We start from the raw sequence: 14386 nt of genomic DNA on the forward strand, positions 1-14386 counted from the left end.
ATCTGATCGGCATTAAGCAATAAGCTCGGCCTTTCAATTAACTAATTGACGCTGTTTACTCTGCAGCATCAGCCTCTTGAGTTTTATGTTTTGCAGCTGTTTCTTGTATAAGCGGTTGTAGTTCACCACGTTGAAACATTTCAATGATGATATCGCAGCCACCAATTAGCTCACCTTCAACCCAAAGTTGTGGGAATGTTGGCCAATTTGCGTAGTGCGGTAACTCAGCACGAATGTCTGGGTTAAGAAGAATATCAACATAAGCAAACTGCTCACCGCACCCCATTAGTGCTTGTGACGCCTGTGACGAAAAACCACAGTTTGGTAACTTTGGTGATCCCTTCATATAAAGAAGGATTGGGTTTTCTGAAATTTGCTCTTTAATTTTATCAATGGTTTCCATCTTTAACCTCAAAAATGACGATAGCTTCAGCCTAAATCAATTATTTATTGATTAAAAATAAATCGATAAGGCTAGTTTCCTAAATAAGTATAAGGCAACGCCATTGCTGTTTGCCAAAACTTGAGTAAAATACTCAAGAATTATAATATCACTATAAAGCCAGCTCGTATAGAAAAGTGCACTTAACTGCGCTATGTTTCGTATCGATTTTGGCATTTATTAATAATTGGAGAAAAAAATGGCATTTGTACTACCGTCACTACCTTATGCAATTGATGCACTTGAGCCACACATTTCAAAAGAAACACTTGAGTTTCACCACGGCAAGCACCACAACACCTACGTTGTTAAACTTAACGGTCTTGTTGAGGGTACTGAGCTTGCTGAGAAATCTCTAGAAGAAGTTGTGTGTAATTCAGAAGGTGGCGTATTTAACAACGCAGCACAAATTTGGAACCACACTTTCTACTGGAACAGCCTTGCACCAAATGCAGGCGGTGAACCTTCAGGTAAAATCGCAGAATTAATCAATGCAAAATGGGGCTCATTTGCAGATTTTCAGGCTGCTTTCAACGATAAAGCTGTTAACAACTTCGGTTCAAGCTGGACTTGGTTAGTGCAATTAGCTGATGGTTCACTTGATATTGTTAACACTTCAAATGCGGCAACACCGCTAACTGAAGCTGGTGTAACACCACTCCTTACTGTTGACCTTTGGGAACACGCTTACTATATCGACTTCCGTAACGTGCGTCCTGATTATCTAAAAGGTTTTTGGGCACTGGTAAACTGGGAATTTGCAAACGCAAACCTAGCATAAACACCTGCAATATAAACTATTTGTTTTTTTGCAATAAATAGGCGCTTAGGCGCCTTTTTTTATTCCTATAAACCAGTGAATTATTCCATTAAATGTTTGGAATTTTTAGGCAAATTCTAATTTTCACGTCTAGACTTAAAGTTAACCTTTCCCATTGAAGATTAAATAGCTTTCCTTACTTAAGCAGGTTATTGGAGGTCGTTATGACGATATTTGAACACTACCAAGCCAGATATGAAGCAGCTCAAGAAGAAGAATACAGTATCGCTGAATTTCTAGAGATCTGTAAGAACGACAAATCAGCCTATGCCAGTGCTCCCGAGCGTCTACTTATGGCCATTGGCGAACCTGAAATGATTGATACATCAAATGATGCAAGACTCAGTCGGCTGTTTTCAAATCGCGTGATCGCACGTTACCCCGCATTTAATGAATTTTATGGCATGGAAGATGCAATAGAGCAAATAGTCGCCTACCTAAAGCATGCAGCACAAGGGCTTGAAGAGTGCAAACAAGTACTCTACTTACTTGGGCCTGTGGGTGGTGGTAAATCATCCATTGCTGAAAAGCTGAAATATTTGATGCAGCAAGTGCCCATTTATGCAATTAAAGGGTCGCCTGTGAATGATCACCCTCTTTCCTTATTTAACCCTGTTGAAGATGCAGAGCTACTCTCAAAAGAGTATGGGATCAAGCCCCGCTACCTAAAAACAGTGATGTCGCCATGGGCGACTAAACGATTACATGAGTTTAATGGAGACATTAGCCAGTTTAAAGTTGTAAAACGCTACCCCTCTATTCTTGATCAAGTTGCCATCGCCAAAACAGAACCTGGCGATGAAAATAATCAAGATATATCAGCGCTAGTCGGTAAAGTAGACATCCGAAAGTTAGAACACTTTGCCCAAAATGATCCTGACGCGTACGCCTACTCAGGTTCTTTGTGCCTAGCAAACCAAGGGTTGATGGAATTTGTAGAAATGTTTAAAGCGCCTATTAAAGTACTACATCCACTGCTTACAGCAACTCAGGAAGGTAATTACAACGGCACCGAAGGTATATCAGCCTTGCCATTTAATGGCATGATATTGGCGCATTCAAACGAATCAGAGTGGCAGACTTTTAAAAACAATAAAAACAATGAAGCATTCTTAGACCGAGTTTATATCGTAAAAGTACCATACTGCTTACGCGTCTCTGAAGAAGTGAAGATCTACGATAAATTGATTGAAAACAGTGAGCTTGCTACGGCACCTTGTGCACCTGGTACATTAGAAACACTGGCTAAGTTCGTATCATTGTCGCGGATTAAAGAGCCTGAAAACTCAAGCATCTATTCTAAAATGCGTGTATATGACGGTGAAAGCCTCAAAGATACTGATCCAAAGGCAAAGTCTTACCAAGAATATCGAGATTATGCCGGTGTTGATGAAGGAATGAATGGACTTTCAACCCGATTTGCATTCAAAATTTTATCTCGAGTGTTTAACTTTGATCATGCTGAAGTTGCAGCAAACCCTGTACACCTTTTTTATGTATTGGAGCAGCAAATAGAGCGTGAACAATTTAATGCTGAACTGCAAGAACGTTACCTTAGCCATTTAAAAGGTTATTTAACCCCTCAGTATGTAGAGTTTATTGGCAAAGAATTACAAACCGCTTACTTAGAATCGTACTCAGAATACGGCCAAAATATTTTTGACCGCTATGTCACTTATGCTGACTTTTGGATCCAAGATCAAGAATACAGAGATCCAGATACAGGTCAGCTATTTGATAGAGCTGCATTAAACGCTGAGCTAGAGAAAATTGAAAAGCCAGCAGGTATTTCAAATCCAAAGGACTTCAGAAACGAAATAGTTAACTTCGTACTCAGAGCTCGAGCACATCATAACGGAAGCAATCCAGTGTGGACGAGTTACGAAAAACTACGCACTGTAATAGAGAAGAAAATGTTCTCTAACACTGAGGATTTATTACCTGTTATTTCATTTAATGCCAAAACCTCTGCCGAAGATCAGAAAAAGCATGAAGACTTCGTCAATCGAATGGTAGAGAAAGGTTATACACAAAAACAAGTTAGGTTACTCTCTGAATGGTATCTAAGAGTGAGAAAGTCACAATAAGATTAATTCGACTGAGAGGGTGATTTATGGCGCATTTTATAGACCGTCGCCTGAACGGTAAAAATAAAAGCACGCTTAATCGACAGCGCTTTATTCGACGCTACAAGAAACAGATTAAAGAAGCTGTTTCTGATGCAATCAATAAACGCAGTGTCACTGATGTGAGCAGCGGTGAAAGTATTTCGATACCGCAAAAAGATATGAGTGAGCCTGCATTTCACCAAGGTAAAGGGGGGGATCGAGAAATGATTCACCCTGGTAACGACCAGTTTACTACAGGGGACAAAATCCAACGCCCCCCTTCTGGTCAGTCTGGTGGCGCAGGGCAAGGCGAAGCAAGTGATCAAGGTGAAGGTGAAGATGATTTTGTATTCTCAATCTCCAAAGACGAATATCTTGATTTGTTATTTGAAGATTTAGAGCTGCCTAATTTGCAACAAAGTCAGCTTGATAAGTTAGTGCAAATGAAAACGCACCGAGCTGGCTTTTGTAACGATGGTATGCCCAGTAATCTGGATATTGTACGCTCATTGCAAGGTTCATTGGCTAGACGTGTTGCTATGTCAGCGGGAAAACGGCGCAGACTCAAAGAAGCGGAACGTGAATTAGCTGAACTTCTTCATGAGCCAGTACCACCGCAGCATCAAATCTCACAGCTAGAACTTGAAATAGAGGGACTAAAACGGCAAATCGCTGCGGTTCCTTTTATTGATAACTATGATTTACGGTTCAGAAATTATGAGAAAAGGCCACACCCAACAAGCAAAGCAGTGATGTTTTGTTTAATGGATGTATCTGGCTCAATGGATCAGGCCACGAAAGATATGGCAAAACGGTTTTATATTTTGCTCTATCAGTTTCTTACTCGTACTTATAAAGATATAGAGGTGGTCTATATCCGTCATCATACACAAGCCAAAGAAGTTGATGAACAAGAATTCTTTTACTCACAAGAAACGGGCGGTACTATCGTATCTAGTGCGCTTAAATTAATGGATGAAATCGTAAAAGAACGATATTCACAAGGTGATTGGAATATTTACGCAGCACAAGCATCTGATGGTGATAACTGGGCCGATGACTCGCCTCATTGCACTGACATTATGACCAACCACTTGCTAAAAACAGTGCGTTACTATGCCTATATCGAAATTACAACACGGGCACACCAAAGCCTGTGGAGAGAATATCAAGCAATCGAAAATACGTTTGATAACTTCGCTATGCAGCATATTAAAAGTGTCGAAGATATCTATCCGATATTTAGAGAGTTATTTAAAAAGAATCGTCAACAACAAGGCGCTGCCTAACCTTAATAGGAGGGAACTATATGAGTTATAACCCTATGAGTGACGGACCTGATTGGACGTTTGAGATGTTAGGAGAATATCAGGCTGAGATAGCGCGCGTAGCTGAACACTACAGGTTAGATACCTACCCTAACCAAATAGAAGTGATCACCGCTGAACAAATGATGGATGCATATTCGAGCGTTGGTATGCCAATCGGCTATAGTCATTGGTCATATGGCAAAAAATTTATTCAAACAGAGCAAAACTATAAGCGCGGCCAAATGGGCCTCGCTTATGAGATTGTTATTAATTCAGATCCATGTATTTCGTATTTAATGGAAGAAAATACATTACCCATGCAAGCATTGGTAATGGCACATGCCTGTTACGGACATAATTCATTTTTTAAAGGAAACTACCTCTTTAAAACTTGGACTGATGCATCATCAATCATCGACTATTTATTATTTGCCAAAAACTATATTGCGCAGTGTGAGCAGAAATATGGAATTGATGAAGTTGAAAACCTACTAGACTCTTGCCATGCGCTCATGAATTATGGTGTTGATAGATATAAGCGCCCTCAACAGATCTCTTTGTTTGAAGAACAGAAAAGACAAAAAGAACGTGAAGATTATTTGCAATCTCAAGTCAACGAGCTTTGGCGAACTATCCCAGTGAGCGCTCATGAAGAAAAGGTAAAGCGGATCCGCTTTCCAACAGAGCCACAAGAGAATATCCTTTATTTTATTGAGAAAAATGCGCCTTTATTAGAATCATGGCAACGAGAAATAATTCGTATAGTACGAAAAGTATCGCAGTATTTTTACCCTCAACGCCAGACACAAGTTATGAACGAAGGCTGGGCAACGTTCTGGCACTATACTATTTTGAATCACCTATATGATGAAGGTAAACTCAGCGATGCTTTCATGCTAGAGTTTTTACAAAGCCATACGAATGTGGTCTATCAACCCCCATACCACAGCAAATTTTATTCTGGTATAAACCCTTACGCACTTGGTTTCAATATGATGGTCGATATACGTCGTATTTGTGAAAATCCTACAGATGAAGATAAACAATGGTTTCCTGAATTTGCCGGGAAAGATTGGCTAGATACGCTTCATTTTGCAATGGAGAACTTTAAAGATGAGAGCTTTGTGAGTCAGTTTTTATCACCAAAACTGATTCGAGACTTTAAACTATTTACAATTGTCGACCAACAAAAATCGCCGCATTTAGAGGTTGGTGCCATTCACAATGATGAAGGTTATCAGTTTGTACGGTCTTCCTTATCAGCGCAATATAATTTAAGTAACCATGAACCGAATATTCAAGTATATGATGTAGATGTTCGCGGAGATCGCTCTTTAACATTGCGCTACGTGCCTCAAAATGACATACCTTTGGCTAACTCTAAAAAAGAAGTGTTAAAGCACCTATACAGGCTGTGGGGCTTTTCGGTTAAGTTAGAGCAAGTTGATGCAGACGGAACCAAAACCGTCATAGGTCAATGTCCTTTAGAAAGCAAAGAAGCATCAGCTTAGTATTTTAGTTCAATAAATTCTGTTCAAAATAGCCCTAATTATTAGGGCTTTTTATTTTTTAATGAAGTTACAGGTCCATTCTAAATCGAGTTGATACTTTTCCAATTTTAACTCGAGGAGCGTAATAACACCCTGACCTAAAATACCCCCAAAAAGACTAGTCGCGTTCCTTTAAATTACCACCAAAAACGGGCTTAAAACACAAAACGCTCGATGAGATACATCGAGCGCTTTATTCTAGAGGTGTTAATCCATACGGTGACGGCTCACGTTAAAGTTACTATTCTTATTTTTTCATATCACTGGTGTAACCCGTTACTTTGTTTCTACCCGTTTCTTTGGAGTGATATAACGCAAAGTCTGCTGCTTCAATCCACTGCTCGTGTTTATCAAAGTCACTGGTATAAACTGCAAAACCAACACTGACCGTTATTTGTATTTGCTTGTTATCATAATAAATTGACGACTTCTCAATCAAGCTTCTTAAGCGTTCAGCAAATATTTGTGCCCCCTCATTATCAGTATCAACCAAGGTCACTACAAATTCTTCACCGCCATATCGACCAGCAGTGTCTGTTTCACGTAAGGTTTTTTTCAAAAGGTCTGAAATATGCCTAATAGCTTCATCACCGCCACTATGTCCATAGTTATCATTTACCCGTTTAAAGTAATCAATATCAAACATAAGCAAGCTGCACACGCCCCCACAGCGCTGTAACCGCTTAAATTCTTTGCGCAAAGTTGTTTCCCAATAGCCCCTATTGGCTAATGTTGTTAAGCTATCGGTACGACTCATCTGTTCAAGCTTCTGATTCACTTGTTCCAGCTCAAGCTTATTCATTGCTTCATCAGTGACATCATAAATAATGATACATATGTGCCCTACTTCGCCCGTGATGGTACTCAAAGGAATAATTGTCGAACTTTGATACATGTGTTCAGCTTTACCGGTGATCGGTCGGTAATTCTTAAATTTAAATATATAGGGTTGCTGTTCCCAAATAGTAAAAGAGCGATTTTTTAATACAAATACCGACTCTGTTTTACCTCTAAACCATTGTTCATCAATGCTCGGAAATAAGTCAAAAATATCTTTATCTTTAACGGCACTTGGCAATAGCCCAGAATGGTTTTCCATAAAACCATTCCAAATACACACTTTATACTCCCTATCTAATACGACTAACCCAACATCAACCGTATTAAACATATCCATTAACCAATGTATCTCATTCATGTCAAAATCAGCAGCAGGCATAGTTTTAATCTTCTAATAAGTATTCGACTTTATACTTCAAGGTCTTCAATGAGTCCTCGGTAAAGAGCAGCATTAAGTCGCAATTGATATCGTGGTTTTCTATTCCATAGCTAATTTCTATAGCAAGCGTCCGTTGCCATCTAGATTTATTTGCTTTAACCAGATCTGATACATCGCAGTGCTGCCCCAGCACAACGGGATGACCTTGGCTGAAAGGCATATCAAGCTGTCTTGATAAGCCCATTAAAATCGAACCAATCAAAATATTACTAATATCCATCAACAGCTCAAGCTCTACTTTTTCATTTAGCTCACCGTGGTAATTCATGAGTGATGCAACTTCTTTAAAACTTGAGTCATTTAGTAGCAACAGTGCTTCGCCTGATACCCCACCACCAATAAAGCCTTGGCAAACCCCTGATGTACTCGCACTCGCATCAATGGCCTGTAAAGCCATGTGTAACTCACTGACTTCAAGTACATTCACATTTGGAATTGGTAACTCAACAAATACATTCAATAGTCTGGCGAGTAAGTCGCCAGCTTGACCCATTGCCACATTGGTTAATTCTTGGTAAATATCGCGGATCTCAGGGTCTAATTGCTCACCCAATTTATGCACTAAGCTTTCACGAATAGCGCGATCTCGAATACCGTGATGTTCTATAATTTCAGCAAGTTTTGCCGCATCACATGGTTTGCGAATAAAGTCTATTGCGCCAAGCTCGATAACTCGCTGGTGTGCATTAGGCTGTATATCCCCTGATACCACAACCGTTAACACATTTAGATCTTGACTTTGAATTTCTTGTAATACGCCATAGCCATCCATTTGCGGCATATTTAAATCTAAGAATAGAATTTCAGGCGGGAACTGTTTGATCTTTTCAATACAGTCTAAGCCATGTTCTGCAAATTCTACCTTAATATCCCAATCCTCAGGCAATGAGCGAGCCAGCTGACGGCGCGCTAATTTAGAGTCATCACATATTAAAACTAATGTTGACATAAAAGCTCTCTTTGCTCGAGTTATTCTCAATGGTCTGTAAATTGAGACTTAATGATTATTATAAGTTTTTGGTAGTTCAAATTTACGGCTAATGTTAATAAAATCCCTGATGATTTACAACGCACTTATCCCATAATACTTTGTTAGCGTTTTACAGTATAATACACTGACACCAATTAAGATAACTCGAAAAGGAATACTTTATGCTGAAAGTCTTCATCATTGCCACAAACTTGTTCGCTATGAGCGTATCGGCATATGCCCTGCCAGAGAACAAAATAGACTCAGGTAAGGTCTATGCCCAAGAAAAACCGATCATCTTATTAGGCCGAGGTGTTACTGAAGGTCAACAGGCTCCTGATTTTAAAGTCGTTAACGATGCATTCGTTCCTGTGAAATTATCGGACTTTCAAGGTAAAGCTATTGTGATAAGTGTTGTGCCAAGCTTAGACACCGGTATTTGTAGCCTGCAAACCAAGTACTTTAATGAGCAAGTCGCTAAGACTTTTTCAAATATTGAAATGCTCACAATCAGTGCTGACCTACCATTTGCCCAAAAGCGCTTTTGTAAGCAAGAAAACATCGACAAAGTTGTTACTTTATCTGACTCAGTATGGCGAAACTTTGGTGAAAACTATGGCTTATATATTAAAGATATGGGGCTACTTAGCCGAGCTGTTTTTATCCTCAATAAAGACCACAAGATTGTTTATAAACAACTAGTTGAAAATTTGGCAACTGAACCTGATTACAGTCAAGTCGTCGATAAGTTAAAAACATTATAAAAAAACCGCCAAAAGGCGGTTTTTTTTTAATTAAGGCATTAATCAAACGATTAACCTAACAGCTCAGCAAGTTGAGCGCTTACCGCTTCAACAGCCTGTGTACCATCAAGTTTATGATACTGCGTGTTACCTGCATCCGCTTCAGCTTGGTAGTAGCTCACTAATGGCTTAGTTTGCTCATGATAAATACCAAGGCGCTTTTTCACTGTTTCTTCAACATCGTCAGGACGAATGATTAAGTCTTCACCTGTTACATCATCTTTACCTTCAACCTTTGCTGGGTTATAGACAACATGATAAACACGACCAGAACCTGGATGTACACGACGTCCACCCATACGCTCAACAATAATGTCATCAGCTACATCGAACTCAATAACATGGTCGATACTAATGCCATTTTCTTTCATTGCATCAGCCTGTGGAATTGTACGAGGGAAACCATCAAGTAAGAATCCTTTTGCACAATCTGCTTTCGCAATACGCTCTTTTACAAGACCAATGATGATCTCATCAGAGACTAGTTGACCTGCGTCCATCACTTTCTTTGCTTCAAGGCCTAAAGGCGTGCTTTCTTTAATAGCTGCACGTAACATGTCGCCAGTAGAGATCTGTGGAATGCCGTGCTTTTCCATTAAGAATTGTGCTTGAGTGCCTTTACCTGCACCCGGTGCGCCCAAAAGGATAATGCGCATAATATGTCCCTCGTATCAGAGTTTATTTAAATTTGGTTGAATTTTTTCATAAGCGCCGGTGTTTCTCAAGCAACTTATACTAATTGCTAAGGTTAATTCGTTATAGATAAAAAAAAGGGGCATAAAGCCCCCTTTCCTTACGTAATTTAAACGCTTATTTGCTTAGGTCAAGCATTAGCTTATTCAAGCGTGCAACAAACCCAGCTGGATCTTTTAAGCTACCACGCTCAGCAAGTAACGCTTGGTCGAGCAATACTTCTGACCACTGTACAAACTTGTCTTCATCTTGCTCAACATTTAGATGTTTCACAAGTTGGTGCTCAGGGTTAAGTTCAAATACTGGCTTAGACTCTGGTGCTGCTTGACCCACAGATTCCATCAGTTTTTGCATTTGTGAACTCATATCGTGCTCATCAGCAACAACACACGCTGGAGAATCCGTTAGACGGTGCGTAAAGCGTACTTCTTTTACTTTATCACCAAGCACCTCTTTAATGCGCTCAACTAAGCCTTCAACTTCTTTTTCACTCTCTTCTTGTGCTTTCTTAGCTTCTTCATCATCTAAATCACCTAAGTCTAAGTCACCACGAGTGATTGATTGTAGTTGCTTCTCATCAAACTCCGTTAGGTGGCTCATCATCCACTCATCAACACGGTCAGACAACAATAATACTTCAATGCCTTTCTTACGGAAGATCTCTAGGTGTGGCGAGCTCTTAGCTGCTTCAAAGCTGTCAGCAACAACATAATAAATCTTGTCTTGGCCTTCTTTCATACGCTCAACATACTGCTCTAAAGAGACATTCTGTGTCACTTCATCTGTATGCGTAGAGCTAAAGCGCAATAGCTTAGCAATGGCTTCTTTGTTAGCTGAATCTTCTGCTGGACCTTCTTTGATCACTTGACCAAACTCATTCCAGAATGTTTGATACTCTTCAGGCTTGTTTTTACCCATACGGTCAAGCATTTTAAGTACGCGAGATGTACAGCCTTTACGAATTGCTTGCGTGATCTTGTTATCTTGTAAGATTTCACGTGAAATATTCAGTGGCAAATCGTTTGAATCAAGTAAACCTTTCACAAAACGAAGGTAGCTTGGCATGAACTGCTCAGCGTCATCCATAATGAAAACGCGCTGTACGTAAAGCTTTAAGCCCGTTTGGCGGTCACGGTTGAACATGTCAAATGGTGCTTTCTTCGGAATATACAATAAGCTTGTGTATTCTGTTTTACCTTCAACTTTATTGTGTGCCCATGTTAGTGGCTCTTCCCAGTCATGACCAACGTGCTTATAGAATTCTTTGTATTCTTCATCAGAAATGTCTGACTTATCGCGAGACCATAATGCTGTAGCACGGTTAATGGCTTCCCACTCACCCGGAACTGCTTCAATCTTTTCACCGTCTGGGCCTTCTGACTCTGGCACTGGCGCTTTGAACATTTCAACAGGAATAGAAATATGATCAGAATATTTAGTCACAATACCGCGTAATCTGAAGTCGTCTAAGAACTCACCTTCTTCTTCACGTAAATGAAGTACGATTTCAGTACCACGGCCTTCTTTTTCTACTTCAGCAAGCGTGTAATCGCCTTCACCTTGTGAATGCCACTCAACACCTGTGCTTTCACCCGCTTTACGCGTAGTGACTGTTACTGCATCAGCAACGATGAATGCAGAGTAAAAACCAACGCCGAATTGACCAATTAACTGTGAATCTTGTGCTTGATCACCCGTTAGGTTACTAAAGAACTCAGCAGTACCAGATTTAGCAATCGTTCCTAATGAGCTGATCACTTCTTCACGTGTCATACCAATACCATTATCAGAAATGGTTACAGTGTTCGCTTCTTTATCTACACTGACACGCACACGCAAGTCTGCGTCACCATCATAAAGACTGCCATCAGACAGTGCTAAAAAGCGCAGTTTATCCGCGGCATCTGAGGCGTTAGATACAAGTTCACGTAAGAAAATTTCTTTATTCGAGTACAAAGAATGGATCATTAGGTTTAATAGTTGTTTTACTTCTGTTTGAAAGCCTAATGTTTCTTTTTGAGCTGTGGTCATCGTTCTCTCCGTCTAACCAAGTTGATACTAAATATTATGCAAAAGGATATGGGGGGGAGTTTTTCAAGTTCAAGGGGGAAAGTGTATTTTTTCGATACCGCCATCAAAAAGGGTTAACGACTGTCACACTAATAACTATCTTAACCCATTCCATACCCATATTAGCTTAAACTACGCCGGCCGGAAAATGCATGCATTAATGTCATGCCATCGACTAAATCAAGCTCGCCACCGACTGGCATACCATGTGCGATTCGAGATGCGTCTACGTTATATTTTTGACACAGCTCTGCAATGTAATGTGCAGTAGCTTCACCTTCAACCGTCGGGTTTGTCGCTAAGATCACCTCATCAATATTGCCTTTTGACAACTTTTCATCAAGTACATCTAACCCAATTTCTTTCGGGCCAATACCATCTAATGGCGATAAATGACCCATAAGAACAAAATATAAGCCTTGGTATTGCCCTGTTTGCTCAATCGCAAGCACGTCTGTTGGTGATTCCACAATACATAATAAACGGCTGTCTTGACGTTTTACACTTAAGCAAATATCACACAATGGTGCTTCAGAGAATGTACGACACGACTCGCAGTGGCCAATAACCTGCATGGCTTTTAGCAAACTATCGCCGAGTTGTGTTCCACCTGAACGATCTCGTTCAAGTAAATGAAAGGCGATCCGTTGCGCAGATTTTGGCCCAATGCCAGGCAAGCAGCGCAGCGCTTCAATTAACGCTGTCAGCGAAGGAGATAATTGCATATAAAGTTAACTTAAAATCACATGTTTAAATTAAACAAATTACCTTTATTTAGAAGCGTGCAAACGTTCAGCCTCTCAGTAATTTATTCGCCGTATAAATATCATAATACCAGATAACCATCAGTGATGGCATCAAAGGACTGGCCTTAGTCTCGAAACTATATCAAATCCTTCCGCGCTATTTATTAGTCCGTTCAATAAAAGTGCCCTATAGTCATAACCCCATCGCTATATATGAAGATAAAAAACTTTAGTTAATCTGAGAAGGGGCTATAACTCAGCTGAAAACAACAATGGTCGCTTGTGGCTAAATGACAACAAACAGTGAAGTGACAACAAACAGTGTCACCCATTCAAAAACCTAAAGACAACAAACAGTGAAAACCAAAAGACAACAAACAGTGACACCCATTCAAAAAACTAAAACCAATAAGCAGGCAATGATCAACCTGAAATATCGCTTAGTTAGTCAAATTGAATTAACTACATGTGCTATGAGCTCAAAGAGAGAGAAAAACTGAACGCATGCCCAGCAATAAGGCACGGCTAAGCCGCCAATGTATGATGTATTGGTTATCTAGAGATTACCTTGATGATATAAAAGTTAACCCAGTAACATTTCACATTGCTTGTAATTAGAAAGACAACAAACAGTGACACCCATTCAAAAAAAGACAACAAACAGTGACACCCATTCAAAAAACTAAAACCAATAAGCAAGCAATGATCAACCTGAAATATCGCTTAGTTAGTCAAATTGAATTAACTACATGTGCTATGAGCTCAAAGAGAGAGAAAAACTGAACGCATGCCCAACAATAAGGCACGGCTAAGCCGCCAATGTATGGTGCATTAGTTATCTAGAGATTACCTTGATGATATAAAAGTTAACCCAGTAACTTTTCACACTGCTTGTAATTAGCGCGACGTTTTATTTCTAAGCTCGCACAATAATTATCAAGCTTTTGCGGTCGCCCTACTGCGCCGTGAAATACTTTGGTAAATTGGGTGGTGAGTTTTTGCCAGTTCTCTGGGGCGATGTTGAGTCTGTCTAGAATTGGAGAGTTGATTGGGCTTATAGCGCCTCGCTTATCTGCCCGCATACATCGGCCGGTTAGCTCTACCAGTTCTAAATAGGACTTTAATTCAAAGGGTAAACCTTTGGGCATGTGCTTTCGGGGGCTACCTGCAAAACGCGCCAAGTGTTTAGGTTGTTTGCCCTTTTTGGCATGTTCACAGCGGGTTTTAACACTCGTGTAGTCTGAGGTTTCGGGTGTATTAGCCATTTTGGCTCTAATTGGGTTTAAATCAACATACGCCATACAGGCTGCCAATGCCGCTTCATCAAGTAAAGCTTGTGATTTAAAACGGCCTTCCCAGAATCTGCCTGTACAGTTATCTTCTTTATTCGCCTTGCGGGCAATGCTTTCGTTCAGCACCCGCATAAACCAACTGATACTCGCTAAACGTTCTCTAAATTGTTCAATGTCTTTATTTAAAAAGGTTTGCTGGGCTGAGTCTAGCCGCTCACCCTGAAGGAACTTATGAGACAGTATGGTGCCTTTAAACAGCTTATGCCATCTGATAATAATCGCTATATCACTCAGTCTTTTAGC

General features: G+C 40.1%; 12 protein-coding genes. 5 read left to right on the forward strand and 7 right to left on the reverse strand.

The window, feature by feature from the left end:
- Positions 1-55: 55 nt before the first annotated feature.
- Positions 56-403: a Grx4 family monothiol glutaredoxin gene (locus CWC18_RS18315; protein ID WP_138593727.1), complete on the reverse strand. Its 348-nt coding sequence runs from the start codon at positions 401-403 to the stop codon at positions 56-58.
- A 238-nt stretch (positions 404-641) separates the two neighbouring features.
- On the opposite strand from CWC18_RS18315, the gene CWC18_RS18320 reads away from it, so the two are divergent.
- The 4 genes from CWC18_RS18320 to CWC18_RS18335 all read left to right on the forward strand — a co-directional run bounded on the left by CWC18_RS18320 (position 642) and on the right by CWC18_RS18335 (position 6191).
- Positions 642-1223: a Fe-Mn family superoxide dismutase gene (locus CWC18_RS18320; protein ID WP_138593728.1), complete on the forward strand. Its 582-nt coding sequence runs from the start codon at positions 642-644 to the stop codon at positions 1221-1223.
- Positions 1224-1426: 203 nt separating this feature from the next.
- Positions 1427-3349 carry a PrkA family serine protein kinase gene (locus CWC18_RS18325; RefSeq protein ID WP_119861885.1) on the forward strand — a complete coding sequence of 641 codons (1923 nt, stop codon included), beginning with the start codon at positions 1427-1429 and terminating at the stop codon, positions 3347-3349.
- 26 nt (positions 3350-3375) lie between these two features.
- Positions 3376-4659, forward strand: a complete 1284-nt coding sequence (locus tag CWC18_RS18330; RefSeq protein WP_138593729.1) for a YeaH/YhbH family protein — start codon at positions 3376-3378, stop codon at positions 4657-4659.
- A 20-nt stretch (positions 4660-4679) separates the two neighbouring features.
- The gene (locus CWC18_RS18335) at positions 4680-6191 is read left to right on the forward strand and encodes a SpoVR family protein (RefSeq protein WP_138593730.1); all 1512 of its coding nucleotides are present in this window, start codon (positions 4680-4682) and stop codon (positions 6189-6191) included.
- Positions 6192-6477: 286 nt separating this feature from the next.
- Here CWC18_RS18335 and CWC18_RS18340 read toward each other — a convergent pair whose 3' ends face one another.
- Complete coding sequence (locus CWC18_RS18340) at positions 6478-7449, reverse strand: sensor domain-containing diguanylate cyclase (protein ID WP_138593731.1); 972 nt, start codon at positions 7447-7449, stop codon at positions 6478-6480.
- A 4-nt stretch (positions 7450-7453) separates the two neighbouring features.
- Positions 7454-8458 (reverse strand): response regulator, encoded by a 1005-nt coding sequence (locus CWC18_RS18345; protein ID WP_138593732.1) that lies wholly within the window; start codon positions 8456-8458, stop codon positions 7454-7456.
- 203 nt (positions 8459-8661) lie between these two features.
- Between CWC18_RS18345 and tpx the strand changes: the two genes are divergently transcribed.
- Positions 8662-9243, forward strand: a complete 582-nt coding sequence (gene tpx / locus CWC18_RS18350) for a thiol peroxidase (protein ID WP_138675847.1) — start codon at positions 8662-8664, stop codon at positions 9241-9243.
- Positions 9244-9293: 50 nt separating this feature from the next.
- Here the strand turns inward: tpx and adk are convergent, their stop codons facing one another.
- The 4 genes from adk to CWC18_RS18370 all read right to left on the reverse strand — a co-directional run.
- The gene (adk, locus tag CWC18_RS18355) at positions 9294-9938 is read right to left on the reverse strand and encodes an adenylate kinase (RefSeq protein WP_138596652.1); all 645 of its coding nucleotides are present in this window, start codon (positions 9936-9938) and stop codon (positions 9294-9296) included.
- A gap of 154 nt (positions 9939-10092) precedes the next feature.
- Positions 10093-12006 carry a molecular chaperone HtpG gene (gene htpG, locus CWC18_RS18360; RefSeq protein ID WP_138593735.1) on the reverse strand — a complete coding sequence of 638 codons (1914 nt, stop codon included), beginning with the start codon at positions 12004-12006 and terminating at the stop codon, positions 10093-10095.
- A gap of 161 nt (positions 12007-12167) precedes the next feature.
- A complete protein-coding gene (gene recR / locus CWC18_RS18365) occupies positions 12168-12770 on the reverse strand; it encodes a recombination mediator RecR (RefSeq protein ID WP_138593736.1) in 603 nt (200 codons plus the stop codon).
- An 887-nt stretch (positions 12771-13657) separates the two neighbouring features.
- On the reverse strand, positions 13658-14386 hold a 729-nt coding region (locus CWC18_RS18370), incomplete at its 5' end, for a transposase (protein ID WP_138675848.1).

The sequence above is a fragment of the Pseudoalteromonas aurantia genome (assembly GCF_005886875.1).
GTDB lineage: Bacteria > Pseudomonadota > Gammaproteobacteria > Enterobacterales > Alteromonadaceae > Pseudoalteromonas > Pseudoalteromonas aurantia_A.